The organism is Mesorhizobium sp. 113-1-2 (genome assembly GCF_016756475.1).
Lineage (GTDB): Bacteria > Pseudomonadota > Alphaproteobacteria > Rhizobiales > Rhizobiaceae > Mesorhizobium > Mesorhizobium loti_C.
Window position 1 is genome coordinate 7,062,190 of the sequence record NZ_AP023242.1, and the last position, 26,660, is coordinate 7,088,849.

A 26,660-nucleotide genomic window follows, 5' to 3' on the forward strand; every position below is an offset into this window, starting at 1 on the left:
GGCGCCACTCATTTTTGTTGAGCATGCCGCCATGCGCGGTATTCGGCCTCGCCCTCGGGACTCAGCGGGTAGTATTTCCGCAGGTCTCCTCCTTGCGCCAGGCGCGAGCGCGAAAACTCTTCCCACTCGATATGCGCGCCGGCGAGCTCGACCAGTTTTGGCGCGAGGGCGACCGGCACGACGACCACGCCGTCATCGTCGGCGACAATGATGTCGCCAGGGATGACAAGCACGTTCGAGCAGGCGATGGGTACGTTGACGGCGAACGGCACAATGTTGGTCTGGGCGTGGAAATTCGGCGTGACGTCCCTCACCCAGATGCCGATGTCCAACGCTGCCGCCTGGGCGGAATCGCGGATGCAGCCATCGACCACCACGCCGGCTCCGCCGCGCCCGGCAAAATAGGTCAGCATCATCTCACCGAAGATGCCGCTGCCGAGGTCGCCCCGCGCATCGACCACCACCATGTCGCCCGGCTGCGTGGGATAGAGTACGTGACGGTGCAACTGCCGCTCCGGCTCCTCATACTCGGTCTCGTTGTAGAGATCCTCGCGCTTTGGCATGCACTGGAGCGTGAGAGCAGGTCCCGCCGCCGTGCGGCCAGGCCTCAGCGGATGCGGGCCCCGTATCTGCGGGTCGCGAATGCCCATCTTGTGGTAGAGCTCGCTGGCCAAAGTCGCCGAACCGATCGCCGCAAGCGCGTTGACCAATTGCCTCGGCGGCCGCGAAATATCCGATATCGCCGCTATCTGATCAGTTCCCATGCCTTATCCTCCAATCGAGGGCCTTGTGGCGAATGCCGGCCATTCAGCCGCGAACCGCGCCTGTGGTGAGGCCCTTGACCAGCAGACCCTGGGCAAACCAGACGAACACCAGGGTCGGGATGACCATCAGGACGCCGGCAGCCGACATGGCGCCCCAGTCGATGCCGTACTGCGAGACGAAGTTGGTGAGCCCGACCGGCAGCGTCTGCGCGGCCTTGCTCGAGGTCAGGGTCAAGGCGAGCAGCAGGTCGTTCCAGGTGAAAAGGAAGGTGATGACCGCGCTCGCGCCGATGCCGGGTGCAATCAGCGGCGCCACGATCTGGACCAGCGTGCGCACCGTGCCGGCGCCGTCCGACTGGGCGGCCTCCTCGATCTCCTTCGGCACGTCCTGGATGAAGCCCAGGAGCAGCCAGATGGCGACAGGCAGTTTGGCCGCCGTATGGCTCAGGATCAGCGCCCAGATCGTGTCGAGCAGGCCAAAAGCGGCGAACACGGCAAAGAGCGGGATGGCAAGCGCGATGACCGGGATCATGCGCATGATCAAGAGCAGCCCGAAAATCAGCATGGCGCCAGGCATCCTGAAGCGCGACAGCGCATAGGCGCAAGGAATGGCCAGCAGATGGACCAAGATGACCGTCGCGACCGAGACGATGACGGTGTTCCAGACATAGCCCATCGTGTCGTACTCCGCGAAAACGGCGACGTACTGCGTCAGGGTCGCGGTCTCGGGGATGATATGCACCGGGACGGAGAATATGTCGGCCGAACTGCGGATCGAGGTCAGGAACAGCCACACAAGCGGAAAGACGGTGAGGGCGACGGTCAGGACCAGCGCCAGATATTGACCGGCGATCCCTGCCGTGAATCGGCGGCGTCGGCGCTTTGGCCTGGGGCGTGCGGTGACGATGGCGGCTTTGCTCATATCGCTCTCCGTTTCGCAATAAGCCACGGCACTCCGTAGAGCAGCCCGAGCACGAACAGCGACATCCCGAGCGCGATGTAGGAGACCGCCGCCGCGTGTCCGAAATCCACCGCCTGAAACGCCAGCAGGTAGGAGTAGACGGTAAGCAGATTGGTGGCGCCGCCTGGCCCGCCCTGCGTCATCAGCCACACCACGTCGAAGGTCCGGAACGTGTCGATGATGCGCAGCATCAAGGCTATCATGATGACCGGGCGCATCAGCGGCAGCACGATGTGCCAGAAGCGCTGCCATGGCGTGGCGCCGTCCACCGTAGCGGCCTCGAGCGGCTCCTGCGGCAAGGACTGCAGGCCGGCGAGGAACAGCAGCACCATCAGCGGCGTGTTCTGCCAGACATCGGCCACGATCACCGAGACAAGAGCCCAGGTGGGGTCGTTGAGCCATGGAATATCGGGCAGGTTGAACATGCGCAGCAACGCGTCCACCAGGCCGTACTGGGTGTTGAACAGCCAGCGGAAATTCAGGCCTACCACGGCGGGCGCGATCATCGGCGGCACCAGGAGCAAAGTGCGGGCGAGCCGCATGCCGCGCAATTTGCCGTTGACGAGCACGGCGATCGCCATTCCGGCTACCACTTCGATCGTGATGGAAATGACGCTGAATATCGCCTGGTTTCGCAGCGCTTGGTTGAACTGGCGGCCGGAGAGTTCGTCGGCGTAATTTCCCATCCCGACGAAGGGCGCCGAGCCGCTCAGATCCCAGCGGAAGAAACTCATGATGAACGAGTATCCAAGCGGATAGATCAGGATGGCCAGCATGACGAGGAGCGCCGGGCTGGCCAGAAGGTATCCTCTCTGCCAGGTGTAGGGCAGCGGCGAACGCCGCCGACGCCCTGACACCTGATGCTGGGCGAGGGGCGGCATCGTCAATCGTAAGCTCCGGCCCGACGCATGATCTCCTCAGCCTCGGTTGCCGCCTGGTTGAGCGAGTCGGCGGGAGAGACCTGGTCGCTCAGGGCCTGTTCGATGGCCGAGAACATAAGCGTGCAGACTTTCGAGAAGCCGGCGAGCTTTGGCCATTCCTTGCCGTTGGCTATCGTCGTCTCGAGCTGCTGCAGCCACACGGCCTGGGGGCCCTTTGCCGCCGCTATCACTTCCTTGGCGATCGCCTGGCTGCTGGGGAAGTTGGTGAACTGATCGAACTGCAGCCGCTGCGCTTGCGGACCGACCGTATATTTGATGAATTCGACGGCGGCTTCCTTGCGTCCGGATTGCCCGTTGAGCGCCATGGCATGGGAGATGGCGCATGAGATCGCCGCCTTGTCCCTGACATAAGGTGCTGTCGACCATTTGCCGACGACGCGCGAGGTCTCCGGATTGGACAGGGTCGCGAAGGCGCCCGGCCAATCGAAATTGGCATAGACCGTGCCCGAGGAGAATTCGGTCGAATTTTCGTTCCACTGATAGCCGACCGCATCGGGCGGCACGATTTTGTGCTTCTGGATGAGATCGCGATAGAAGGTCAGGGCCTTGATGCCGGCTTCGGAATTGAAAGCCGGCTTGTTGGCCTGGTCCACCCAATCGCCGCCGGCTTGCCAGAGCAGATCGCTGAAGGTGCGTTGCGCGGGATCGCCCTGCCCCGGCACGACCAGCCCATAATGGCCATTGCCGGTCAGTTTCAGCCCGACATCGACGAGTTCCTCCCAGGTCTCGGCCGGCTTCAGGCCTTTCTCCTGGTAGATGTCGCTGCGGTAGTACTGGACGCGGGAATCCATGTTGCGCGGAATGGCCGCCAGATTACCTGTCTTGGGGTCGCGCAGGTACTTGACCGCAACCGGATAGAATTCCGCCAGTTCGGAATCGCTGAAATAGCTGTTCAGCGGAGCGAAATGGTTGAAGTAGGAATCGATCTGCGCCGTGTGGGTGCTGTAGACGTCGTATTGGCTTGATCGCGCCGCGCTCAGCGTGACCACCTTCGCCGTCAGCGGGGTAAATTCCAACAGGTCGTAGCGAACCTTTACGCCGGTCTTGGCGGTGAAATCCTGAACGATCTTTTCCCAGTATTTGGGATAGAGCGGGCCGCCGGTGATCAGCAGTGCGGTGATCTCGTTCGCGTCTGCCCTGGCAATCCACGGCGCGGCGAGCGAGCCGGCGGTCACTGCGGCACTTGCGGCCAGGAATTTGCGTCTCGATAGGTTTGCGGACATCACAATCTCCTCCTTGGTTTGATTGGTCGGCCCATCCAGGGGTCGGCCGATAACTTTCAACCTTTCTGGCAAGTCCGCGGCGGCTTGCTCCTCCCGCAGCGATACTGCCTGGGATTACGTCCCGGACGACGCTTGCGCGCCCGCCGGGCGATTAGGCACGTTTGTCCCAACGCGAAAGCGTAACGATCCTGATCTCGGACGACGGAAAGCCAGGAATGGAACTGTCGGGGACCTCCACCGTTCAATCCTCCCTTCCCGCAGACCGAGTTATAGGCTAGTGAGCATCCATGAGATAAGTTGACTGCATATCTAGCTATCAGCCTATAAGCTTATCAGACAAGTGGATGTTAATGATGGATGCCGTGGAGGTCAAGCTTCAAACTTTGCCCAAGCAGGTGGCCGGCGTGCTCGCGCGTCGCATCGCCAGCAGCGGCGCCGCCGGCGGTCAGGGACCGTCGGAGCAGCAGATCCTTCAGGAATTCGGGGTTTCGCGCGCGGTGGCGCGGGAAGCGCTGAAGATCCTGGCGTCTCTCGACATGATCGAGATCGCGCAGGGCCGGCGCGTGGTGGTGCGCCCGGCCGAAGAATGGGACTATCTCAGCCCATTGCTCATCGACTGGCTGCCGCCCGAGCAGAGCCGCGAGATATTGGCGGAAGCGCATGCGACGCGGATAATCATCGAACCGGCTATCGCCGCGATCGCGGCCAAGCATATGACCAAGGAAAATCTCGAGCGTCTTGGCACCTTGCTGGCGGCGATGTCGGCCAGCGAGGACAATCCGGACGCCTATCTGAAACTCGACCTGGATTTCCACATGGAGATTTGCCGGGCGGCCCAGAACAGGATCCTCGACCGTTTCATGTATTCGTCGCGGTGGTGGCAGATGGCGAGCAGGCGCATCAGCAACCAGATGCCTCATGCGCTGCCCTCGGCAACCGATATGCACAGGGCAATCTACGAGGCGCTCGTCGCCCGCGATGAAAAGCGAGCGGAAGAAGCCATGCGCCGGCACCTCAAGAAAACCACCGCGGTCGGCTTGCCTCGGTGAAGGAGCGGCGCAGCCAGCATTTGCGCTGGCCGCGCCGCATCGTGTCGGGAGGACACGGCTTGATCTGGAGCAATCCGGAAAGTGAACTAGGCTCTCTTGGCTTGCTGTTCCTGGCGCTGCCGTGCGCGGAAACCGAACATGTCGCCCTTGTCCTTGATTTCCGCCCATACCGGCGTGGTGATCCTGTCAATGGCGGCTATGTCCGCGTCGGAGATCGTCCAGCCGGCGCTCTCGACATTTTCCTCCAGCTCCTTGACGGTGCGCGCGCCGACCAGCGGCGAGTTCACGCCCGGCCTGCTGGTCAGCCACTGGATCGCCAGCTGCGGAACCGTCTTGCCATAGTGCGCCGCGATCGGCTTGAGGGCGTCGACGGCATTCACCGCGCGCTCGTAGGTGCCCGGCTGGAACAGAACGGTGGTGCGGCGCTCATCGCCTTCGACGAATTTGGTGTCCGGCGACAGCAGGCCGGTAAGCAGGCCCTGGGCGAGACCGCTATAGGGCATCACGCCGATATTGTGCTTGCGGCAATAAGGCAGCGTCTCGGCCTCGACCTCGCGCCACAGCATGTTGTAGGGCGGCTGGAGCACATCGATGACGCCGTGCTGGCGAGCGCTGTCCATGTCGGCGGTGCTGAAATTCGAAACGCCGACCGCCTTGATGCGCCCTGACGAGCGCAGCCGCTCCATCATCTCCATGGTCGGACCGATCGGAAAATCCGAATTCGGCCAGTGGACGAAATAGACGTCGACATAGTCAGTCTGCATGCGCTTCAACGAACCATCGAGCGCCGCCTCGATCGCGGCGGGCTCGAGATGATTGGGCGCGACCTTGGTCGCGATAACAGCCTTGTCCCGGCGGCCGGCCAGCGCCTTGCCGACGACCTCCTCGGCATGGCCATGTCCATAGGCTTCGGCCGTGTCGATCAGCGTGATGCCGAGATCCAGGGCGCGCCTGATCACCCGGATCGATTCCTCGTCGTCGGCCGCGCCCCAAAACGCGCCGGACATACCCCAAGTCCCCAGGCCGATCTCCGATACCTTGACCGGCGACGATCCGAGCTGTCGCTGTTGCATCCTGTTCCTCCTGATTGGCGGCCCGCTTGGGCCATCGCCCTACCGGACTCTAATTTATACGCTTATATACTCGTCTAACAAGTGGGTTCTGCCGATTTGTGATTCCTGATCGGAAATCCAGAATTTCTCAAATGATTCAATGCGTATCAGAGTTTGAAGGGCCCATTCCCGTAAAATCCTTCAAAGGGGGTTTACGTCTTGCTGCTTCATCTTGTATGCTTATTAGACAAGTTTACTTTTGACCGAAAACCGTGTTTGCAAGCGCGGCGCCGTCACGGGGAGGAGGATTCGATGAAGATCGTGGATATCAAGACGGCGGTGGTCGCGTACCACGGCAAGGCGACCTTGATCCGTATCGATACGGACGCCGGCATCTCCGGCTATGGCGAAGCCAATCCCGACGCAGGTGCGGCGGCAATCGTCGGACTGATCTCGGAGCTGAAGTCGGAACTCATCGGCCAAGATCCGCGCAACGTCGAATACTGTTGGGACAAGATCCGCCGCGATCATGTGTTTTCCGGCGCGCAGGCCGGCATCTTTCTCATCGCACTGACCGGGCTCGAAATGGCTTTGTGGGACGTGGCGGCGAAAGCCGCCGGCCAGCCGCTCTACCGCATGTTCGGGGGCAAGTTCCGCGACCGCATAAGGCTCTATGCCGATTGCGGCGACGGCGATGAGGCATCGGGATCGCCGGAGGGCTGTGCATCGCGCGCGCGCCGCATGGTGGCGGAAGGCTTCACCGCACTGAAATTCGACATCGACAATCTGCGCCACCCGGCGAAGTTCGACGCGGTCAACCACACTATCAATGGCGCCGAGCTGCGCTCCATGATCGAGCGCGTCGCGGCGGTGCGCGATGCGGTCGGTCCTGACATCGATCTCTGCATCGACCTGCACGCGCGCTATGACGTGCTCAGCGCCAGCCGCATAGCGGCCGAGATGGAGCGCTTCAACCTTCTGTGGCTGGAAGAGCCGATCCCGGCGGAAAACGTCGAAGCCCTGAAGCAGATCCGCATGCGAACCAAGACGCCGATATGCGTGGGTGAAAATCTCTATCTGCGTTGGGGTTTCCGGGAACTGTTCCAGAATTACGGCGCCGACGTCATCATGCCCGACGTGCCGAAATGCGGCGGCTTGGCCGAAAGCCGCAAGATCGCGAACCTCGCCGAGATGTACTACGTGCCGTTCGCGCCGCACCTGGTGTCGACGCCGCTGGGCACCATGGCGACATGCCATGTCTGCGCCAGCGTCCCGAACTTCCTGGTGCTGGAGTGGCACGCGCTCGAGGAACGGGAAGCCTGGGACAGTTATGTCCGCCTGCCGAACGGCGCCAGGTCGATCGTTGAAGACGGCCACATCGTGGTGCCTGACGCGCCCGGCATCGGCGTCGAGCTCGACATGGACGGTGTCCGCAAACACGCCGTTCCCGGCTACGGCATCTTCGAATAACGGATGACCGGCTTGGCTGGCGGGATCCGCCGCTCGATCAAATAAATCCTTTGGGAGGAAACCATGGGCAAGCGGATCGTCTTCACCGGCGGCAGCGGCAAGATCGGCCGGCATGTCATACCCTATTTGCTCAAACGCGGGCATCAGGTCCTCAACCTCGACCTGACGCCGCTCGATGTGCCCGGTGTCGACACCGTCATCACCAACCTTGCGGATGCCGGCGAAACCTACAATGCGCTCACGCTGCATTTCGGGTTCAACGAATATTTCGGCGGCAAGGGCCGCGGTCCGGTCGACGCGGTAGTCCATTTCGCGGCGCTCCCGCGGATATTCCTGCGGCCGGACAACGCCATGTTCGCCGCCAATGTGCAGTCGACCTACAATGTGATCGAAGCCGCCACCAAGCTCGGCATCCGCAAGATCGTCACCGCTTCCAGCGAAACGGTCTATGGCGTGTGCTTCGCCGAAGGGGTCCGCGATTTCACATCGTTTCCGGTGGATGAGGATTACGACGTCGATCCGACCGACAGCTATGGTCTTTCCAAAGTGCTGGGCGAGAAGATCGCGCGCTCTTTCGCTTCCCGTAGCGGAGCCGACATCTATGCACTCAGGATCGGCGGCGTCGTCGAACCGCAAGACTATGTCCGCTTCCCGGAATTTCTGGCCGACGCGTCAAAACGACGTCGCGACGCCTGGACCTATATGGACGCGCGCGATCTCGGCCAGATCGTCGATCTGTGCATCGAGAAGGATGGCTTGGGCTTCCAGATCTTCAACGCCGTCAACGACAACATTGTGGCTGAGTTACCGACGGCGGAGTTTCTGGGCAAGCACGCACCCAATATACCCGTCACACGCGCTATGGATACGTTCGAAGGACCGATCTCAAACCGCAAGCTGCGCGACGTCCTTGGCTTCCGGGAGGAGTATAACTGGCGGACACAGCGATCCGGTTGATGCGCTGACGGGCAACTTCACCGATCGAAGAAGCCCGCATCCTCTTCCCTGAGATATTTCCTGGCCGCTTCAGCGTCGATATCGAGACCCAGCCCCGGTGCCTCCAGCAGGTCCACCATGCTGGCCTTCACGATCTGTGATGGCAAGCCGATCACCAGATCCTCCCACCAGGGGTCGGGCGCGCTCGGATATTCGAAAGCGATGTAGTTGGCGGGCAAGGTGGCGTAGACATTGATCTCCACGCCGAGACCGAGCAGGCCGTTCGCGGTGCCGTACGGCGCCATCAGGATCGAAGCATATTGGCGTGCTCGGCGACCCATTTGAGCTCGGCGATGCCGCCGATATCGGCCGGATCCGGACCGATGACGCGGACCGCCTGCGTTTCGATCAGCCAGCCTCTGCCCTCAAGGGTCTAACGTCTCATTTTGGGCCGGAAGCAGACGGTCCGCTTCCGGAAAGGACTGGCCCGAGAGGCGCATTCCGCCAGCGACGCAATATTAGCCGTAATAAGTTACTGTCGGTTGTCCGAGCCAGGAATCGCGCCATAGGCGGCGTTGTACACTCGGCGACAACAGCAAAACCGGCATAGGGCTTAAGCGTAACGATTTCGAAATCGAGCATCCCTGCCCTCGCCAGCGGCAGCGCCGCCAGCGTCTCGTGAACTTCACCCTCATCCTTTGCCTCAACCACCTGGCAAGCGCCGGGCATGTCGCCGCGATGCCAGATCTGGCGCGTGAAGCCGATGCTATAGAGATGGCGGGCTTGTGCACCCTCGCTGGGTACTAGGCGTTCGAAATCAGCGCCGCTGAGCTGGTCCGTTCGACGGCGAGAAAAACAAGAAATTGCATCGGCCTGGTCTCCGACGACTTACGCTACTGCTGCGATCACGTGGCGGGCATGTGCAGACCGGACCCCCTTGACCAGATCGGCGCCCTTTTCGCCGATCATCATCGTTGGCCCATTGGTGTTGCCACTGATCAGGACTGGCATAATCGAAGAGTCGATCACCCGCAAACCGTCGAGTCCGCGCACACGCAGTTCGGGATCGACGACTGCGGTCTCGTCGACACCCATCTTGCAGGTGCCAACAGGGTGATAGTCGCAGCAGGCATATTGCCTGATGTAGGCCATCAGTTCCTCGTCGGTTTTCGCAGCCGGCCCAGGCAGCCGTTCGACCTTGACGAACTTGGCGATTTCACTTTGCGCCAGCACGTCGCGGATGATGCGAACCGATTTCAACGCCATGCCGCGATCGTAGGGATCGGATAGATAGTTGGGGTCGACCAGCGGCTCGTCGGCGGGGTTCGACGAGCGCAGTTTCACCGAGCCGATGCTACGTGGCCGAAGGAATGTTGAGTTGATGGTAAAACCATGCCCGTCCAGTCGCGTCTGGCCGCCGCGTACCACCATAGCCGGCGCGATGTGAATCTGAAGGTCGGGCCGCTTCGCTCCCTCGCTCTGGAAGAAGCCGCCGCCCTCGACAATGACCGAGGCGGCAGGGCCATTGCGATAGAGCAGCCAGCGAAGGCCGTGCAGGAGCGCCTTGGGATAGCGATCCTGGCCGTCATAGCTGATCGGGTCCTTGAGCGTCAGATGGACATTGGTGCAGAGATGATCCTGGAGGTTCCGCCCGACACCGCTGAGATCGGTGACCGGAGCGATCCCGAGAGCTTTCAACTCGTCAGCCGGGCCGATACCGGACAGCATCAGCAGGCGCGGCGAGTTAATGGCTCCTGCCGATACGATTACCTCGCTTTCGGCCCGCAGCACTTTCCGCGCTTTGCCCTCGGAAAGTTCGACGCCGACGGCGCGGCCGTTCTCGACAACGATCCTTGTGACCCGGGCTTGGGTCCTGACTGTCAAGTTGTGCCGCCTACCGACGGGATGCAGATAGGAGACGGCGGACGAGCGGCGGCGGCCATCGCGACAGGTGACCTGGTAGAAGCCGGCGCCATACATGGTGTCGCCGTTGAAGTCGGGATTGAACGGCAGGCCATATTGTTGCACGGCACGGACAAAGGCCCGGGTCAATGGGTGCGGACCGACCTGATCCGAAACTGCGAGCGGACCGCCCTGCCCGTGATAGCGATTGGCGAGCCGATCATTGTCCTCGGATTTACGGAAATAGGGCAAGACATCCTCATAAGCCCAACCGTCGTTTCCGAGTGCTGCCCAATTGTCGTAGTCCTCCTTTTGGCATCGGATGTAGATCATCGCGTTGATCGAGCTTGAGCCGCCAAGGGTCTTGCCTTGCGGATACCAGATCGAGCGGTTGTCGAGGTTCTTCTGCGGCACCGTGTGGAACCGCCAGTTGACGCCCGGCCCGAATAGCTTGCCGATGCCGCCAGGAATATGGATCATCGGATTCCAATCCCGGCTGCCAGCCTCCAGCAGCAGGACCTTGACTTGGGGATCCTCGGACAAGCGGTTTGCGAGCACGCAGCCGGCCGAGCCCGCGCCGACAATGATGTAATCCCACATATTCTGCCTCCACTCGCGCCCGAGGGCGCCTTCTCCGTCCACGCAACGAAACCCGGGCGGACCTTGCTCCTCAGTCCTATTTGCCCCTGAAGGCCGGCGCCCGTTTCTCGGCAAAGGCTCGCAGCCCTTCAATCCGGTCCTCCTTGCCGAATGCCTCGACGGTCAGCCGGTGCTCAATCTCGAGCCCGCTTTGCAGTTCGGTTTCGAATGCCGCCAGAACGGCCTTCTTGGCATAGGGCGTGATGGCAACCGACTTGGCGGCGATCGCAGCGGCGATCTCCAGCGCCCGTGACAGGAGCCTGTCGGCCTCCACGACTTCGCTGACCAATCCTTTGCGCTCGGCGAGGGTCGCATCGACCATGTCGCCGGTCAGGATCATCTGCATGGCAAAGGATTTGCCGACGAGGCGTGGCAGACGCTGCGTGCCGCCATCGCCGGGAAACGAGCCGATCTTGATTTCAGGAGTCGCGAATTGAGCTGCCTGCGAGGCAATGATGATGTCGCACAGCAGCGCAAGCTCCAGCCCGCCGCCCAGCGCATAGCCATTCACGGCAGCGATAATCGGCTTGGAGAAGCCCTCAATGGCGTGCCAGCATGCCAGCCGCTCCGGATCGGTATAGGAGGCGACGCCGCGTTCCAGCATGTCAGAGATGTCGGCGCCTGCCGCAAAGGCGCGACCGGCACCCGTCAGCACCACGCACCCGACCTCCGTGTCGGCGTCATAGCCAGCAAGTAGTTGGCTCAATTCGGCCAGCAGCGCTTTGGACAACGCGTTCAGCTTGTCCGGCCGGTTGAGCGTCAGCAGTCGGATGCCGGGCGCCGGTTCCACTGCCTGAACGAGGCGGTCCATCATCGACTAGGCGACCTTCCTGTAAAGCGTCTCCGCGCTCAATCCGGCAGCATTCAGCAGTCCCCGAATCTTCTCGATCTCGGCGGGGTCTGGCTTCATCAATGGGGGCCGGACGTGAGCTTCGTCCAGTCGCCCGAGCAGCACCAGCGCCTCTTTCATGCGATTGTGCATATCGAGAAGCGGCGCGTCATAAAAGGCCCGTACCGTCGGATAGATGCGGTCATTGATCGCCTTGGCAGTCTTGAGATCGTTTGCCTGCACGGCCCGGTACAGCGCGACCTGAAGGCTGGCGATGACGCTGCCGGCACCCGACAGGAGCCCGTCGCAGCCAAGCGTCAGCGAGCCGAGCAGCCAGGCGCTGTGGGTGGTGAGGGTGTTGACCGGACGGTCGAGAGCTTTCAATTCGCGGATCTGACGTTCATGCAAATTGCCATCGCCGCACTGGTCTTTAATCGCGACGATCGAGGTAAAACGACGGCAGAGGTCGAGCAATGTCTGAAGCGGGTAAGCAAGGTTCGATGCCAACGGATACTGGAACAGGATGATGGGAAGGTTGGACGCATCGGTAATGCACTTCAGATGCTCGACGATCATCTCTGGCCGCAGGTGCCCACCGAGCGTCATGAAGTCCGGCGGGAAAACCAGCAGCCCGTCCGCCCCCTCTTGCTCAGCATAAGCGGCGATGCGCGCGGCCTCGAGGCTGGAGTTTGTGTAGACACCGACAATGGTCGGAACCTGATCCTGCAACACATCCTTGGTTACCACGATCGCGCGGTATTGCTCGTCGATGGTGAGCGCGTGCACTTCGGCCGCATGACCATTGATGGTGACGCCGGAAATGCCTTCGACCGAGGAGACGTCAGCGAGGTGCTTGCGGTAGGCGCTCTCATCGACAGCCAGATCGGCGGTGAACGGCATCAGGCAGGCGGGAATGACGCCATGGGCAGCAAACGGTTTCTTGTCGCTCATCATTCAGTTCCTATTTGAAATTTCGGGACGCCGCGCCAGTGCGGCGTCCCGTTGCCCAGGCAAGACTTAGAAGCCCTTGCCGATCATGTCGGCGATGTTGTCCGGGGTCACTGAGACCGTTGGCAAGGTGATCGTCTCCGGGACCTCTTCACCCTTGGCCACCTTGTAAGCGGTCTCGATGCCTTCCGGCGCCACGAACGGATAAACGAAGGTTGCGGCGAGCTTGCCCTGTTTGACCGCCTCGAAAGCAGTCTCCTGGCCGTCGATACCGACCACGGCCACTTCATTGAGCCGGCCGGCGGCCTCCAGCACCTGGATAGCGCCGAGTGCCATTTCGTCATTGTGCGCGTATACCGCCTGGATCTGGCCGGGACCAAAGCGCTGCACCATGTCTTCCATGAACTTCACCGCCTTGTCGCGGGTGTAGTCACAGTTCTGCGATGCGACCACCTTCATGTCCGGGTGCTTTGCGATCGCTTCCGCAAACCCCTTGTTGCGATCGATGGTGGCCGATGCCCCAGCTGTCCCCTGCAACTCGATGATGTTGCCCTTGCCATTCAATTTCTTCGCAAGGAATTCCCCCGCGCCAACGCCGAGCGGCAGGTTCTCGCCGCCGACATGAACGGTGACGGGCGTGTTGACCTTGCGGTCGAGAGTCACAACCTTGATGCCGGCGTCCATTGCTTCCTTGACGACCGGCGTCAGTGCCTGCTCTGTCAGCGGCGAGATCATCAGCACCTTGATGCCTTGTGCGATCAGGCTTTCGACGTCTGCCACCTGCTTGGAAGCATCGTTGTTGCCGTCAGTAACGATAAGATCGACATCTGGATAATGCTCGGCCGCGTACTTCTTGTTGCCCTCCACCATGGCGACGCGCCAAGGATGGTTCATAGTGCCTTGGCTGAAGCCGATCTTGATCTTGTCCTGAGCCAAGACCGCGCCCGGCATCATGGCGCCCAGTACCAGGGTGGCGGCAAGAGCCGTGGTTCGTAGAAAATGTCTGCGACTGGTCATTTTTTCACTCCTCCATTGTTTTTCGTTTCAGGCTCCAAAGCGCGACGGCCGGCCCGTCTGGCAAGTACTGCCGCGCATGGATGTCAGGACCGTCTTTTGTGACGGTAGACCTCGAACATCACCGCGGCGATGATGATGGCGCCCTTCACGATCTGCTGCGTGAATGGCGATATACCTAGCAAATTCAATATATTAGCCATGACGGCGATAATCGCGGCGCCGATCACGGTGCCGATGACGCCACCTTCGCCGCCAAACAGGCTGGTGCCGCCGATGACGACGATCGAGATGGCCTCGAGTTCGAGATTGGTGCCAGCGGTGGGCTCACCAACGGTCAGCCGCGAGACGAAAACCAGGGCGGTCAGCGCCGACAGCACGCCGGAGATTGCATAGACCGACATCAACACGCGCGGCACGTTGATGCCGGCAAGCCGCGCCGCCTCGGTGTTTGAACCGACCGCGTAGATCTGGCGACCGAACGGCGTTTGTCGCAGGACGACGAAAGCCACGGCGGCTATGGCAACGAAGATCCAGATCGGTACGGGAATGCCGAAGAGAAAACCGCTGCCCAGATAGGAGAAAGCATCCGAAGCATCGCCAAGCGTCTTCGGCTCGCCGTTGGCGATGGTCATGGCAATGCCGCGCCCCATCACCAGCGTGCCGAGGGTCATGATGAAGGGCGGCATGCCAAAGAAAACGACGCCAGCTCCGTTGATGGCGCCGAACAGGGCTCCCATCCCCAGCGCCGCGATCATCGCCAGCGGGATTGGAACGCCAGATGAGAGCATCAGCGCGGTGGCAACCGCGACGACACCGACAATGGAACCGACGGAAAGATCGATGCCGCGTGTCAGAATGACGAAGGTCATGCCGACGCTGACGATGCCAAACAGCGCGACCTGGCGGCCGACATTCAACATGTTGCCGGTCTGGATGAAGCTCGGCGACAGATACACCGCGACAGCGCACAACACGATCAGGACCCAGAGCAGGCCAAGGCTTTGCGCCCAGACTCGCAACCGACCCACCGCCCCCGGCCGGATCGACGCCAACCCTTGTCCCGTTGTCATCTCAGCCATTCCTTCCTCCCGATTCGTGCGCCATTGCGAGGGTCGATTGCCGTTGCAGCAGCCAGGCCACCGCATCGGCCAGCCCGCCCTCGTCGCAGGACGGTCCAACGAAATGCGCGAGCCCCTTGGCTTCCGGGACCGCGTTTTCGACCGTGACCGCCGTTCCGGCCCAGGCCAGCATCTCAAGATCATTCTCGGCGTCGCCGGCGGCGGCGCAGTCCGACGCCGCCATTCCGAGTTCGGCAGCAACGGTCGCGATGGCGGTCTTCTTGGAGATGCCGAGCGGACCGATCTCGAGCAGACGTGGATGCGATCCCGATACCGACAGGCACCGGGCAAGCTGTACGCGGAGAGCTCCAAAGGCTTCACGGTCCGTGGGCTGCGCGGCGACACACATGATCTTGCCCGGTTCCCCCGGCAGGTCTTCCAGCGCCTTCGCCACGATTAAAGGCTCTGCGGTCACGCCGGCTTCGCGTGCGATGATCGGGTCTTCGGCAAGTGCGTGAATGGCGTGGCCGGTGAACCACATTGGCCGAACGCCCGCCGCTTGCGCCGTGGCCATGGTGTGCAGCGCATCGGTGCGACTGATCCGCTGCCCGGACAGCGCAACGCCGGTCGAAACATTACCGATCCAGCCACCGTTGAAGCAAATGGCGAGGCCTGCAATCCCAAGCTTCTCCGCATAGGGCTTTAGCCCGAGCGGCGAGCGCGCCGTTGCCAGAACAATCATGATGCCGGCCTCTCGTGCCACGTGCAGAGCGTCGGCCACACGCTGCGGAAGCACATGGTCGTGCGTCAGCAAGGTGCGGTCGACTTCGGTGACGATAAGGCGCGGAATGGTCATGACCCGCCTCAGACCGGAAACACCGGAGCGCGCGGCCCGGTCTGAATGAGAAGTGTCTTGAGTTGGGTGAACTCTTCAAAGCCGGCCTGGCCCATCTCGTAGCCGAAGCCGGATCCCTTCACCCCGGTGAGCGGCAGTTGCGGGGCGCCGTCAATGATTGTGTTGGCCTGCACCCAGCCGCTTTTCAGCCGCTTGGCGACGGTCAGGACCGTGTCGATATTCTTCGACCAGATGTAGTTGGACAGGCCATAGGCGGTGTCGTTGGCCAACCGCACCGCGTCATCAACCGTATCGAACCGTGTGATGCTGAGCACCGGGCCAAAGATCTCTTCGCGGAAGATGGTCATATGCGGCTCGACCCGGTCGAAAATGGTCGCTTCGTGAAAATGACCGACCGTCCCTGCTGCTACGTTGCCGCCGAGCACCAGTTGGGCGCCTTCCTCGATCCCGCTTCTGACAAAGCCGGTCACCTTGGCCAGATGATTGTGGTCGATCAGCGCGCCGACATCCGTGTCGTCGTCGAACGGATCGCCGACCTTCATCTTGCGGGAGCGCGCCACCACCTTGGCGATGAAGTCGTCGGCGATGGACGACTGTACGAACAGCCGTGACCCCGAAACGCAGCACTCGCCATTGTTGAAGAACACGCCCATCAGCGCGCCATCCGCCGCGGCTTCCAGATCCGCATCGGCAAAGACGATATTGGCCGACTTGCCGCCCAGTTCGACCGAGGATTTGACCAGATGACGGGACGTGTTGCCGACGACACGGCTGCCGGTGCGGGTCGAACCCGTGAAGGAAACGAAGTCGATGCCCGCATGCCCCGTCAGGTGGTCGCCAACGGTTGCGCCATAACCGCTAACGACATTGAAGGCGCCGGCCGGCACGCCGGCTTCGGCAGCAAGCGCGGCGATCTCGAACGCGGAGCCTGACGTGAACTCGGATGGCTTCAGCACCACCGTGCAGCCGGCGGCGAGCGCAAACGGCACTTTCTGCGACAGGATCAGCGCCGGGAAATTCCACGGCGTGACCAGCGCCGCGACGCCCACCGCTTCGCGGCTTATCAGCGCCGACTTGCCATCGCCTATGTTCGTGTAGGTGAGGCCCGCCATCTGCATGGCCAGCGAAGCTGCATAGCGTGTCAGGCCGGCTGCACCATCAATATCGCGGCGCGCAAAACGAACTGGCTTGCCGACCTCCTCGACCTCAATCCTGACCAGCCGGTCGCGGTTGGTGCGGATCAGATCGGCAAGACGGTTCAGGACCTCGGCGCGCTCCATGCCGCTCATACGCGGCCACGGCCCTTCCTCAAATGCGATGCGCGCCGCCTCGACGGCAAGATCGACATCCTCGGGCGTGCCATCGCAATAGCGGGCGACCAGGTCACCTGTGGCCGGCGACCGGCGCTCGATTGAGCCGGAGCCTGAACCGTCGACAAACCGCCCGCCGATGAATTGTTGATAGCTGCGCCTGCTCATTTCGTTGCTCACTGCCAAACCGCATGGGTCATGATTGTTTCCTCGGTCGCGCCCTCGCCCTCGAGAACCGCCGAAATGGCCCCTTCGCGCATGACGATGATGCGATTGCAGAGGCCAAGGATTTCCGGCAATTCCGACGAGACCATCACGACACTTGCACCGCGCTTCGATGTCAGTTCGGCGAGCAGGTCGTAGATTTCGCGCTTGGCTGCCACGTCGACGCCGCGCGTCGGTTCGTCGACCAGAAGGATTTCCGTCCCCGCATGCAGTTGACGGGCGATGCCGCATTTCTGCTGATTGCCGCCCGACAGCGTGCGGACCTTGGTGCTGGGGCTCGGCGTCTTGATGCGCATCTGTTGGATGAATCGGGAGACAGCGTCGTGCTCGCGCCAGCCACTGATCAGGCCGCCGCGGGTCAACGGCGCCATTTGGGAAACGGTGACGTTGAATGCGACCGACTGGTCGAGGAAGAGCCCCTCGGTCTTGCGATCCTCCGGCAGCAGGCCGACGCCGTGCGCAAGCGCGCGGCGCGGCCCGTCGATGGCGACCAATTGGCCGTCGATCCTGATTTCGCCGCCGTCGAGCGCATCGGCGCCGGCGATGGCACGCAACACCTCGGTCCGGCCCGCGCCGGCAAGGCCGCAGATGCCGACAATCTCGCCGCGCCTGACATTGAAGGAGATATCCTTCAGCACGCCGGCCCGCGACAGGTTGCGTACGTCTAAACGAATCTCGTCGCCGGGCTGCGAGCGCGGTGGGAACACGTCTTTGAGTTCGCGCCCCACCATATGCCTGATGAGATCGGCTGTGGTCGTCTGGCCAAGCGGCATCGACGCGACGACCTGGCCGTCCCGCAGCACGGTGACCTCGTCACAGATCTCATAGAGTTCCTTCAGGCGATGGGTGATGTAGATGAACGAAACGCCGTGCTCGCTGCTCAGCCGCCTGATCGTCTTGAAAAGATGCTCAAGCTCGGCGTCGCCCAGAACAGCGGACGGCTCATCAAGCACGACGATGCGAGCCTCGCGGGCAATCGCCTTGGCGATCTCCACCATCTGGCGCTGCGCGACGCTGATTGTGTCGATGCGCGCTGCCGGATCGACACGGAATCCAAGCCTGTCGAGCACATCCTGAGCTGCGGCTTTCGCCCGGCGCCAGTCGATCGTGCCCAGACGCGTTTTCGGCAGGCGGCCGATAAAGATATTTTCAGCCACCGTGAGATGCGGAGCCTGGGCGAGCTCCTGATAGATGACCGCGATTCCGAGCTCGAGCATCCGCTCAGGCGTCGGCGCAACCACCACATCTCCGTCGATGGCCACTTCACCCTCGTTGGCTAGGAACGCGCCAGCCAGGACGCGCATCAATGTCGACTTGCCGGCGCCGTTTTCACCGATGACGCCGTGCACGCTTCCCTTGCGGACGGCGAAGCTGACATTGTTCAGCGCATACACACCCGGAAAGCGCTTGTGGATGCCGCGCATTTCGAGAACTGCGTCCTTCATCACGTCGTCTCCCAATCCGAGAAATCGTTTTCTCGGTCCCTCAAAAAAAGCTCACAGGCGATGCATCTGCATGCCGCCGCCGATGTGGTAGATGTCCCCGGTGCTGAAGGGCATGCCGCCAATGGCCAACGTCGCCACGCCGCGGGCGATGTCTTCGGGCTGCCCCCACCGCCTGATTGCCGAGAGTTGTCCGGCCTCGACCTGCCCCGAATACTTATCGTAGACATCGGCGGTCATATCGGTCTGGATCAGGCCTGGGCGAATCTCGTGCACCCGGATGCCTGCATCCGCCAGACGAATGGCGAACTGCTGGGAAGCCATCGACAGTCCGGCCTTGGATATGCAGTACGGCCCCTTTTCCGGAGAGACTAGCCCCGCGTTAGCAGAGGTGATCGTCACCACCGACCGTTCGAGCCGGGCTTGCGGCTGGGAAATCATCGCGCGCGCTACGGCCTGGGTGAAGAAGAACGTGCCGCGCAGATTGATGCCGACCAGCCGGTCGAAGCTCTCCTCGGTAACATCGAGAAGATCGCCGCGCACGGAAACCTGGACGCCGGCGTTGTTGACCAGGCAGGTGGTTGCCCCCAGATCGGCTTCGATGCGCTCTATGAGCGCCGCATTGTCCGAGGTCTCGGATATGTCCTTGCGATAAAAGGCGGCATTTCGTCCGTGCGTGCGGGCAAGGTTGACGGTCTCGCTGCCATTCTCATCGTCGACTATGTCGACCACAGCGATATCGAAACCCGCCTGCGCGAGTTCACAACAGATGGCTCGGCCGATGCCGCGACGGCCACCCGTCACAATGGCAAGTCCGCGGTTGATGGAGGCTGCGTGCTCGGGCATAGCAACGCCGATTGCAGCCGGGGAAACCTGTTCCAGCATCACGAAGCCTTCCTTGCCAATGCATCGTCCTTTTCGCGGGATGCGACCACGGCCTTAGACGCCAGCAGCCGCTGAACCTCGTCATCGGCATAGCCAAGCTCATCCAGGATCTCGCGCGTGTGCTCGCCGATCTCCAAAGCGAGGTATCGCAGCGCAGGCACCTCGCCGTCGTAGCGGTTGGGATGGTTGACCAGGTGGATCGTTCGGCCACGCACGTTCACCTGCCGGAACACTTGCGCGTGGCTGAGCTGCGCGTCGGCCAGCAGATCGTCATAGTAATTGATGGGCGCCCACCAGATGCCATGGCGGTCAAAGCGCTCGGCAAGTTCGGCCACCGCGAACCGGGCCGTGGCACTGGCGAGCCGGCGAGCATAGTCGTCGCGTTCGACGTAGCGGTCGACACCGACTACCTCGCGCAGTCCGTCGCTGTCGAGCGCTTCGGCCAGCACGGAAGAATCGCAAAGCGACACCACCACATGGCCGTCGGACGCAGGATAGACACCGTAGGGCGCGGCATGGAACCACGTCGCCAGATTCGCCTCGCGGTTGAGCACCTCGCGGGTCATGCCGCCGGCGAAGTAATTGACCAGCGCCTCGCCCTGCAGGTCGATCGCCGAGTTGATCAGGCTTGCCTCGACACGAGTCCCCTTGCCATCCCGCAAGCGGCGCACCAGCGCACCCAGAATGCCCATCGCCAGCAGTGCCCCGCCATGTTGGTCGACGATCGCCGCACCGACCGGCGTGGGGCCACGTTCCGGAGTTCCGGTGACGCTCATTAGACCGGAACGCGCCTGGGCGAGAAGATCCTGGCCGGGCTTCGTCGCCATCGGGCCTGTTGCGCCAAAACCGCTCGCCGAGGCGAAAATCAGATTGGGATTGATGTCCCGGAGTGCATCATCGTCAAAGCCGAGCTTGGCAAACACGCCCGGCCGGAAATTCTCCATCACCACATCGGCGCCGGCGATCAGACGCCGGGCGACTTGCTTGCCTTCGGTGCTCTTCAGATCAATGCCGATGGAGCGCTTGTTGCGGTTGGCGCAGAGGTAGAAGCCGCTGACCCCTTCCACATAAACGTCAGCACCCGACCAGCGGCGTTCATGGGCGCCATCGATAGGTTCGACCTTGACGACATCTGCACCCATGTCGGCGAGATATTGGGCGCCTGCAGGACCCTGCAGAAAATGGCAGAAGCTGACGACTTTGATGCCGCTGAGCATTTCTCTTCCCTTGGTTCTGCGCTATAAGTTGCGCCTTTGTGAAATCGTTTTCACGTCTTTTCTCATAGCTGTCAAGCCCATTTTGAAAGGCTTTGTCAAAGAAAGATGGTGTAGCCTTCAGAAAAGAAATGTGTCATCTGGAAAACGGTTTCTCGAAAACCGTCGGATTCGAGGCTCAATGGATATCGAGGATGGCGGCGCAAAGCTGATTGACGTGGCCAGGCTTGCAAACTGTTCGCCGGCTACCGTCTCCCGCGTGCTCAACGGCAATCCCAACGTGAACGAGGTCGTGCGGGATCGTGTTGTCCGGGCGGCGCGTGATCTCGGCTATGTGCCCAATGGTTCCGCCAGGGCGCTGCGATCGACCCGGACAAGGTTGGTCGGCGCGATCATTCCCACATTGGACCACGCCATCTACGCCACGATGGTCGATGGACTTCAGGCGCGTCTTTCCGAAAAAGACGTTTCGCTCATTATCAACACCTCGGGCTACGACATCGATCATGAATATGAGCAGGCACGTCTGCTGGTCGAGCGCGGGGTCGAATCTGTAGTCCTTGTCGGGTCAACGCACCGACCAGCCACTCTGGCCATGTTCGAACAGAAGCGCATCAACTATGTATACACCTACACGTCAAAGGCGACCGAGGCAGGTGCGGCCGTGGGGTTCGACAACGAAAAGGCAGGGCGAACCGCCGCCCGTTACCTGCTCGACCTCGGCCACACCAAATTCGCGATGATCGCCGGCATCACCCAAGACAATGATCGCGCAGCAGGCCGCCGCGACGGTTTCTTGAATGAACTCGAACGATCAGGCATCGATCAGGGCATGGTTCCAGTCGTCGAGGGAGCCTACAGGCTGGATGACGGCCGCACCTGCATGCAGCGGCTAATGGACGACGTCAGAAGGCCTACTGCGGTATTTTGCGGCAGTGATATCCTTGCGGCCGGCGCCATCAAGTACTGCCACGCCGAAGGCATCGCAGTCCCGAAGGAGGTCTCGGTTGTCGGATTCGACAATCTGGAGATTGCGGAACTGACCTCGCCCGAACTGACCACATTGGAGGTGCCCGCGCGCGACATGGGCCGGATTGCCGCCGACTACATCTTGGCGTCGCCATCGCAGCGACTGCATCTCAGACAACGGGAGCTGGCCATCAGGCTGATTGTCAGGGGAAGTACGGCTGTCGTCAGATGCTAATACTGGCAGGCTGGGATCGATCCATAGCACAACATATTGTTTTTATTTACTTTTTCTGGCCGCAACTCTCGATTTGTATCACAATATGTAGCACATTCCCGATGTCGCTTGTTGACGGTTCGGCGGGCGAGAGACGTCGAGGTTCGCGCGGCCGTTCGGAGCCTCGTTCCGGAATGACCGCAATTATGCCCCGAACCGGCCGGTCCGCTATCGGGCGAGCTCGGCGGATAGCTGCCCATTCGACGAACTACCTCTGAGCGGACGTTGATGCGAGTTGCATGCATACAGATGCCCCGGGGTTCTGAGGAGCGGTTCTCACATAGCGCTGTCTCACAGAGTTTCATGAGCGTCTAACGGCCTGACATCGCGCCAAACAGACAGGGTGGGAAGTTCATCAATAAAGGTGCGGCGAGGAATCCATGACGGAGGCTCCAGATCCGGGCCGCCAGTTGTAGGGACGCGCTTATAGCGGCGATATTGCCGACGAGCGGACGCATTTCTACGGCTGCCCTTCCGTAATTCACCCTCCAGAACGGCGATGTCGAGTGGGCAGAGGGGGCGATAACACGATGTCTTCCTGCTGCTGGAGCAAGCCCCCCTTTTCGGCCAGTCGCTTGCGCCTTTGTTCGCGGAAAACTGTCATGCCATAGCGGGTGATGCCATAGAACAACAGGCCAAAAATCAGCCCGAGTGGCACCGCACCGCACAGCATGGGCTTTAAGACCGGTGCCCACAGTCGCGAAATTGAAAGGGTCTGCAACATCTCACTCAGATGGGCTGGCCGTTCGTGACTTTGCATGTGGCCGTGCAACATGATCTTGCCGGTCTCCCAAGTCGCTCCCACAACAAACGGGAGGGTCAGCGGATTGCCAAAGACAAATGTTCCTAGCCCTGCCGCCACCATGTTTCCTGAAATCAGCCAGCACACGATGGCGGCAATAGCGAAATGGGACCCTAGTGGAAAGAAAGACGCGAAAATCCCAGCCGCCACCCCCGCCGCGACGGCGTTTGGAGTGGCGTTCAGACGGAGGATACGCTTTGAAACATACTGAAACGATCGCGAGAAGGAGCGGCGCGGCCACATATAAATGCGCAATCGCTCGAAGAGACCATCAGGATTTCGGCGTCTAAAGAGCACTCTCTTGCCCACTTCAAACGCGGTCGGTTGAACGGATGGGCCTCGTCTCTAAAAAACGCAGCCTGTGCTGCTTTGTTCTGAATTTGCTGATCAACCGGGTGTCCGAAGCGCAGTGCGGATAGTGGGCAACAGCCGGAAGAAACCCAGTCTGAGAACGCGGCATAGTTTTATACCGAGTTGAATGGGTAGAGCGTCTGGTAATCGGCATTCCGCCAACCCGCCCCTACGTCGGGCGCCCCTTTTTCGGCTCCCGCGCAATGCGCCACGGGCCGCCGGGCTTCTGAAGTGGCAGCACTTTTCACCTCAACATCGCCCAGGACCAATACGCACCAATTACCATTTGCACTGCGAACGCAGTGAACCTGAGACTGACTGCGATCTGGCTCGTGGAGACGAGGTGAATTATCGACTGAACTATTCGCGCGACTAACAGTGTAGAAGCCAGCGGATCCGTGACATCAGTCTTTGAAATAAGGATCGCGACTCCGAGCAGACCTCCGAAGATTGGAAGCCCTTCTATGCAGTTGGCGTGGGCGCGGGCCAACCTCTGCATAAAGGGAGAAAGAGCCGCGTTATCTGGCGTAAAGCCGTTTGCTGCGACCTTTCCAGAGATCACCAGATATGTACGGATCGCTTCCATCACGATCAGCAGTCCCAGTGCCCACGAGATGAATCCAGTCAATGCAAACGCAGTCGCCGACATATGCCGTCCCCGTTGCTAGCAGTCTCTGTCCTCGTAACCAATCAACTAGTCTACCGCTGTGCGTTGGTGGAGGCCAATGGCACACCAGTGGCGCATTACCGCCCGGCAGCATTGGGGCCGAAAGCGGACGGCCTGCTTTCGGGATGTCGCGTCGGAAATCCGACATTGCATTCGGCTCACTGAGCCTTACTCCCCATCGAGGTAGCCTGCGTCGAAGCCGACAACGTCGCTGTCGGCGCCCGCCGGGACGCTCAGAGACAGCATCTTTCTGCTGCCTGAACTGGATCAAATTGGAAATGGAATGCCGGGCGGCCGATCGCCCCAATTTGCCGAAATCGCTAGCTCATATAGCGAACGCTATTTGCAGCCGGGCACGCGTATGTGCGGTTCGAACCATCACTGTAGCTGGCCGTCGCTATTGAAATCTTCCCGGCCGGACAACTTAGCGCGAGACGCGTAATAATTGCTCGTATTGCCGGATTTAGCGAGCGGCCGCTCAAAACATCAGCCGACACCGAACAGCCTGCTGAGCCACGTCATCTGTTGGCGCTCCTGATAACCTTGCCCACCCTCGTGGTTGTTGAATTCGTATTCTACGATGGTCTTTTCGCCTGCATAGGCATTGAATGCGCCATACACGGTAGAGGGCGGGCAGACTTCGTCCATCAGGGCCACCGAAAACAGCGCCGCCGCCTTGGCCTGCCGGGCGAAGTTGACGCAGTCGAAATAGTTGAGCGTTTCAAAGACCGCCGCCTTCTTTTCGCGATGCTGGGCCAGAAAACGAACGATTTCCAAATAGGGATCGCACACGGCAGTCTGCACAGCGCGCGGAAAGTCGCACAGAAATGGCACGTCGGGCATTACGGCCTTGACGCGCGGGTCGATGCCGCCAACGGCGAGCGAAATACCGCCGCCCTGACTGTCACCGCAAACCGCGATGCGTTCGGGATCGACGAAGTCCAGTCCGAGCAGAGCATCTATCGCCCTCACGGCATCGGTGAACAGGCGCCGGTAATAGTAGTCATTCTTGTCCAGCACGCCACGCGTCATAAAGCCGGGAATGGACGAGTTCGAGCCGACGGGATCGGCGGTCTCACCGACGCTCCAGTCGCTTCCCTGCCCGCGTGTATCCATTCGGAAATAGGCAAAGCCTGACGCCGCCCAATGCAGTTGCTCATGCGCCAAGCCGCGGCCGCCGCCATAGCCGATGTACTGCACGACGAGAGGGAGCCGTCCCTCGTGATGCGTCGGCAAGATCAGCCATCCTTTGATCGGGTGACCACCGTATCCCGGAAAGGTGACATCGAAGGACTGGACCGCCGTCAGGGTCGTCTGCGCCTGCACGATGCTGACCTCACCGCCGGCCTGGCGGGCCTCGGCGATGGTCGACGCCCAGAATTGGGCAAAGTCGTCCGGCATGCCGACACTGCTGACATAAGCGCCCAGTTCGGGCTGGATTAGATCCGGGAACGGCATTGTTCCTCCCTATTTTAAATCGAAGCAAAGTCGGCGATTTTGATATGGATGGCTCCGCATTGGGATCCGCCCGCGGGTGAATCTGCGCGTTACCGCCCAAGAGATTCCGCCCGCCATTCTTCTGCGCATGCCTGTCAGTGTGGCGACAGACCCGCACCTCGGGGCGCCGCTGGAAAAATGGGGCGGCGACCGCCCCATCCATATCCCGTTTAGCTGCCCGTCTTGATCTGCGTCCAGAGGCGGGTGAGGACGCGCTGCTCCTTGGATCCGTACGGAGAAATCGTGAAGAGCTTCTTCAGCGTTTCCTGCGGCGGATAAACCGACGGGTTCTTCAACACCGCTTCGTCGATGAATTTCTGCGAGGCGAGATTGCCGTTGGCCGTCTGGACATAGTTGGTTGACTTGGCAATGACTTCCGGCCGCATCAGGTAGTTGATGAAGGCGTGCGCCTCATCGACATGCTTGGCATCGGCGGGTATCGCCAGGTTATCGAACCACATATAGGTGCCTTCCCTGGGGATCAGGTATTCGACGTTGACCCCGTTCTTGGCTTCCTTGGCGCGGTTCTTGGCCTGCAGCACGTCGCCCGACCAGCCGATGCTGATGCATTTATCGCCATTCGCCAGATCGTTGATGTAGGAAGAAGAGTTGAAGGTGCGGACGTAGGATCGGATTTTCGTGTAGATGTCACCGCCGGCTTCGAGGTCCTCTTTCTTCTTGCTGTCGCCGTCCTTGCCGAGATAGTTCATGGCAACGGCCACGGTCTCCTCCGGAGCATCGACGATATTGATGCCGCAGTCCTTTAGTTTGGCCGCATTCTCCGGCTTGAAGAGCACGTCCCAGCTGTCGATCGGCACGTCGCCGAGCGCAGCCTTCACCTTGTCGACATTGTAGCCGATGCCGGTGGTGCCCCACATATAGTTGACGGCATATTCGTTGCCCGGATCATACTTGGCCAGGCGAGCCATCACGTCGGGCCACATGTTCTTGAGGTTCGGCAGCTTGGACTTGTCGAGCTTCTGGAACACGCCGGCCTGAATTTGCCTGGCCAGGAACGGCCCGGTGGTAACCACCACGTCATAGCCGGAGCCCCCGGCAAGCAGCTTGGTTTCAAGAATTTCGTTCGAATCGAACGTATCGTAGACGACCTTGATGCCGGTCTCCTTGGTGAAATCATCAAGGATGGAACTGTCGATATAATCAGACCAGTTGTAGACGTTGACGACCTTGTCCTGCGCCAACGAGACGCCTGCGGAAAACAGGACGGCCGTCATCGTGACAGCCAGTCCGAGTAGCTCCTTCTTCATGAAGATTCTCCTGTTGTGGCGCCCGCCATTCTGGTGGCAGGCCGTTGCTGCATTCTCGAAGGCAAGGAGAGTGGCGTTGCCCTCCCCTCCCGATTGTCTGCGAGACTGTCA

24 protein-coding genes and 1 pseudogene are annotated in these 26,660 nt (G+C 61.0%); 4 read left to right on the forward strand and 21 right to left on the reverse strand.

The genetic code is table 11. The annotated features are described in order from the left end of the window. Positions 1–8: 8 nt before the first annotated feature. The 4 genes from JN279_RS34070 to JN279_RS34085 are packed head-to-tail and all read right to left on the reverse strand — an operon-like array spanning position 9 to position 3,889. Positions 9–749, reverse strand: coding sequence for an RraA family protein (locus tag JN279_RS34070; protein ID WP_446720433.1), 741 nt, complete (start codon positions 747–749; stop codon positions 9–11). Positions 750–807: 58 nt separating this feature from the next. Next, positions 808–1,686 (reverse strand): carbohydrate ABC transporter permease, encoded by an 879-nt coding sequence (locus JN279_RS34075; protein WP_202351396.1) that lies wholly within the window; start codon positions 1,684–1,686, stop codon positions 808–810. Beyond that, on the reverse strand, positions 1,683–2,606 hold the full coding sequence (locus JN279_RS34080; protein WP_244734797.1) for a carbohydrate ABC transporter permease: 924 nt from the start codon (positions 2,604–2,606) through the stop codon (positions 1,683–1,685). The genes JN279_RS34075 and JN279_RS34080 overlap by 4 nt, the downstream gene beginning before the upstream one ends. A 2-nt stretch (positions 2,607–2,608) precedes the next feature. Continuing rightward, a complete protein-coding gene (locus tag JN279_RS34085) occupies positions 2,609–3,889 on the reverse strand; it encodes an ABC transporter substrate-binding protein (protein ID WP_096454261.1) in 1,281 nt (426 codons plus the stop codon). Positions 3,890–4,242: 353 nt separating this feature from the next. Here JN279_RS34085 and JN279_RS34090 point away from each other — a divergent pair, with 353 nt between their 5' ends. Beyond that, positions 4,243–4,938 (forward strand): FadR/GntR family transcriptional regulator, encoded by a 696-nt coding sequence (locus JN279_RS34090; RefSeq protein ID WP_244734277.1) that lies wholly within the window; start codon positions 4,243–4,245, stop codon positions 4,936–4,938. 86 nt (positions 4,939–5,024) lie between these two features. On the opposite strand, the gene JN279_RS34095 is transcribed toward JN279_RS34090, so the two are convergent. Then, positions 5,025–6,011 carry an aldo/keto reductase gene (locus JN279_RS34095; RefSeq protein ID WP_096454257.1) on the reverse strand — a complete coding sequence of 329 codons (987 nt, stop codon included), beginning with the start codon at positions 6,009–6,011 and terminating at the stop codon, positions 5,025–5,027. A 291-nt stretch (positions 6,012–6,302) separates the two neighbouring features. On the opposite strand from JN279_RS34095, the gene JN279_RS34100 reads away from it, so the two are divergent. Together JN279_RS34100 and JN279_RS34105 are read left to right on the forward strand one after the other, a co-directional pair. Continuing rightward, the gene (locus tag JN279_RS34100) at positions 6,303–7,460 is read left to right on the forward strand and encodes a mandelate racemase/muconate lactonizing enzyme family protein (RefSeq protein ID WP_096454255.1); all 1,158 of its coding nucleotides are present in this window, start codon (positions 6,303–6,305) and stop codon (positions 7,458–7,460) included. A gap of 63 nt (positions 7,461–7,523) precedes the next feature. After that, on the forward strand, positions 7,524–8,417 hold the full coding sequence (locus JN279_RS34105; RefSeq protein WP_096454253.1) for an NAD-dependent epimerase/dehydratase family protein: 894 nt from the start codon (positions 7,524–7,526) through the stop codon (positions 8,415–8,417). A 17-nt stretch (positions 8,418–8,434) separates the two neighbouring features. Here the strand turns inward: JN279_RS34105 and JN279_RS34110 are convergent. The 12 genes and pseudogenes from JN279_RS34110 to JN279_RS34165 all read right to left on the reverse strand — a co-directional run. Continuing rightward, positions 8,435–8,808, reverse strand: a pseudogene (locus JN279_RS34110) (enolase C-terminal domain-like protein); the annotation flags it as partial. Positions 8,809–8,837: 29 nt separating this feature from the next. Further along, positions 8,838–9,260, reverse strand: a complete 423-nt coding sequence (locus tag JN279_RS38440; protein ID WP_244734799.1) for a muconolactone Delta-isomerase family protein — start codon at positions 9,258–9,260, stop codon at positions 8,838–8,840. Between the two features lie 24 nt (positions 9,261–9,284). Continuing rightward, complete coding sequence (locus tag JN279_RS34120; protein ID WP_096454251.1) at positions 9,285–10,898, reverse strand: GMC family oxidoreductase; 1,614 nt, start codon at positions 10,896–10,898, stop codon at positions 9,285–9,287. A gap of 76 nt (positions 10,899–10,974) precedes the next feature. Next, positions 10,975–11,751, reverse strand: a complete 777-nt coding sequence (locus JN279_RS34125; RefSeq protein WP_096454249.1) for an enoyl-CoA hydratase-related protein — start codon at positions 11,749–11,751, stop codon at positions 10,975–10,977. 3 nt (positions 11,752–11,754) lie between these two features. Then, entirely contained in the window at positions 11,755–12,717 is a 963-nt protein-coding gene (locus tag JN279_RS34130) for a dihydrodipicolinate synthase family protein (protein ID WP_244734278.1), read from the reverse strand. A gap of 66 nt (positions 12,718–12,783) precedes the next feature. Further along, positions 12,784–13,668 (reverse strand): substrate-binding domain-containing protein, encoded by an 885-nt coding sequence (locus JN279_RS34135; RefSeq protein WP_244420723.1) that lies wholly within the window; start codon positions 13,666–13,668, stop codon positions 12,784–12,786. Positions 13,669–13,814: 146 nt separating this feature from the next. Next, complete coding sequence (locus JN279_RS34140) at positions 13,815–14,810, reverse strand: ABC transporter permease (protein ID WP_096454245.1); 996 nt, start codon at positions 14,808–14,810, stop codon at positions 13,815–13,817. Further along, entirely contained in the window at positions 14,803–15,645 is an 843-nt protein-coding gene (locus JN279_RS34145) for an HAD-IIB family hydrolase (protein WP_202351398.1), read from the reverse strand. The genes JN279_RS34140 and JN279_RS34145 overlap by 8 nt, the downstream gene beginning before the upstream one ends. Positions 15,646–15,653: 8 nt before the next feature. After that, complete coding sequence (locus tag JN279_RS34150) at positions 15,654–17,123, reverse strand: aldehyde dehydrogenase family protein (protein ID WP_096458649.1); 1,470 nt, start codon at positions 17,121–17,123, stop codon at positions 15,654–15,656. Positions 17,124–17,131: 8 nt separating this feature from the next. Continuing rightward, the gene (locus JN279_RS34155) at positions 17,132–18,625 is read right to left on the reverse strand and encodes a sugar ABC transporter ATP-binding protein (RefSeq protein WP_096454241.1); all 1,494 of its coding nucleotides are present in this window, start codon (positions 18,623–18,625) and stop codon (positions 17,132–17,134) included. Positions 18,626–18,676: 51 nt separating this feature from the next. Further along, a complete protein-coding gene (locus tag JN279_RS34160) occupies positions 18,677–19,507 on the reverse strand; it encodes a 3-ketoacyl-ACP reductase (RefSeq protein WP_096454239.1) in 831 nt (276 codons plus the stop codon). Next, positions 19,507–20,724 (reverse strand): CaiB/BaiF CoA transferase family protein, encoded by a 1,218-nt coding sequence (locus tag JN279_RS34165; RefSeq protein WP_096454237.1) that lies wholly within the window; start codon positions 20,722–20,724, stop codon positions 19,507–19,509. The genes JN279_RS34160 and JN279_RS34165 overlap by 1 nt, the downstream gene beginning before the upstream one ends. Here JN279_RS34165 and JN279_RS34170 point away from each other — a divergent pair. Beyond that, positions 20,711–21,925, forward strand: a complete 1,215-nt coding sequence (locus JN279_RS34170) for a LacI family DNA-binding transcriptional regulator (RefSeq protein WP_244734280.1) — start codon at positions 20,711–20,713, stop codon at positions 21,923–21,925. The genes JN279_RS34165 and JN279_RS34170 overlap by 14 nt on opposite strands. Before the next feature lie 520 nt (positions 21,926–22,445). Here JN279_RS34170 and JN279_RS34175 read toward each other — a convergent pair. The 4 genes from JN279_RS34175 to JN279_RS34190 form a co-directional block, all read right to left on the reverse strand. Next, on the reverse strand, positions 22,446–23,063 hold the full coding sequence (locus JN279_RS34175; RefSeq protein WP_202351399.1) for a DUF2062 domain-containing protein: 618 nt from the start codon (positions 23,061–23,063) through the stop codon (positions 22,446–22,448). Between the two features lie 298 nt (positions 23,064–23,361). After that, the gene (locus tag JN279_RS34180) at positions 23,362–23,766 is read right to left on the reverse strand and encodes an MAPEG family protein (protein ID WP_244734282.1); all 405 of its coding nucleotides are present in this window, start codon (positions 23,764–23,766) and stop codon (positions 23,362–23,364) included. A gap of 504 nt (positions 23,767–24,270) precedes the next feature. Beyond that, on the reverse strand, positions 24,271–25,242 hold the full coding sequence (locus tag JN279_RS34185) for an acetylxylan esterase (RefSeq protein WP_202351400.1): 972 nt from the start codon (positions 25,240–25,242) through the stop codon (positions 24,271–24,273). A 209-nt stretch (positions 25,243–25,451) separates the two neighbouring features. Continuing rightward, complete coding sequence (locus tag JN279_RS34190; protein ID WP_096454231.1) at positions 25,452–26,549, reverse strand: polyamine ABC transporter substrate-binding protein; 1,098 nt, start codon at positions 26,547–26,549, stop codon at positions 25,452–25,454. Positions 26,550–26,660: the final 111 nt, after the last annotated feature.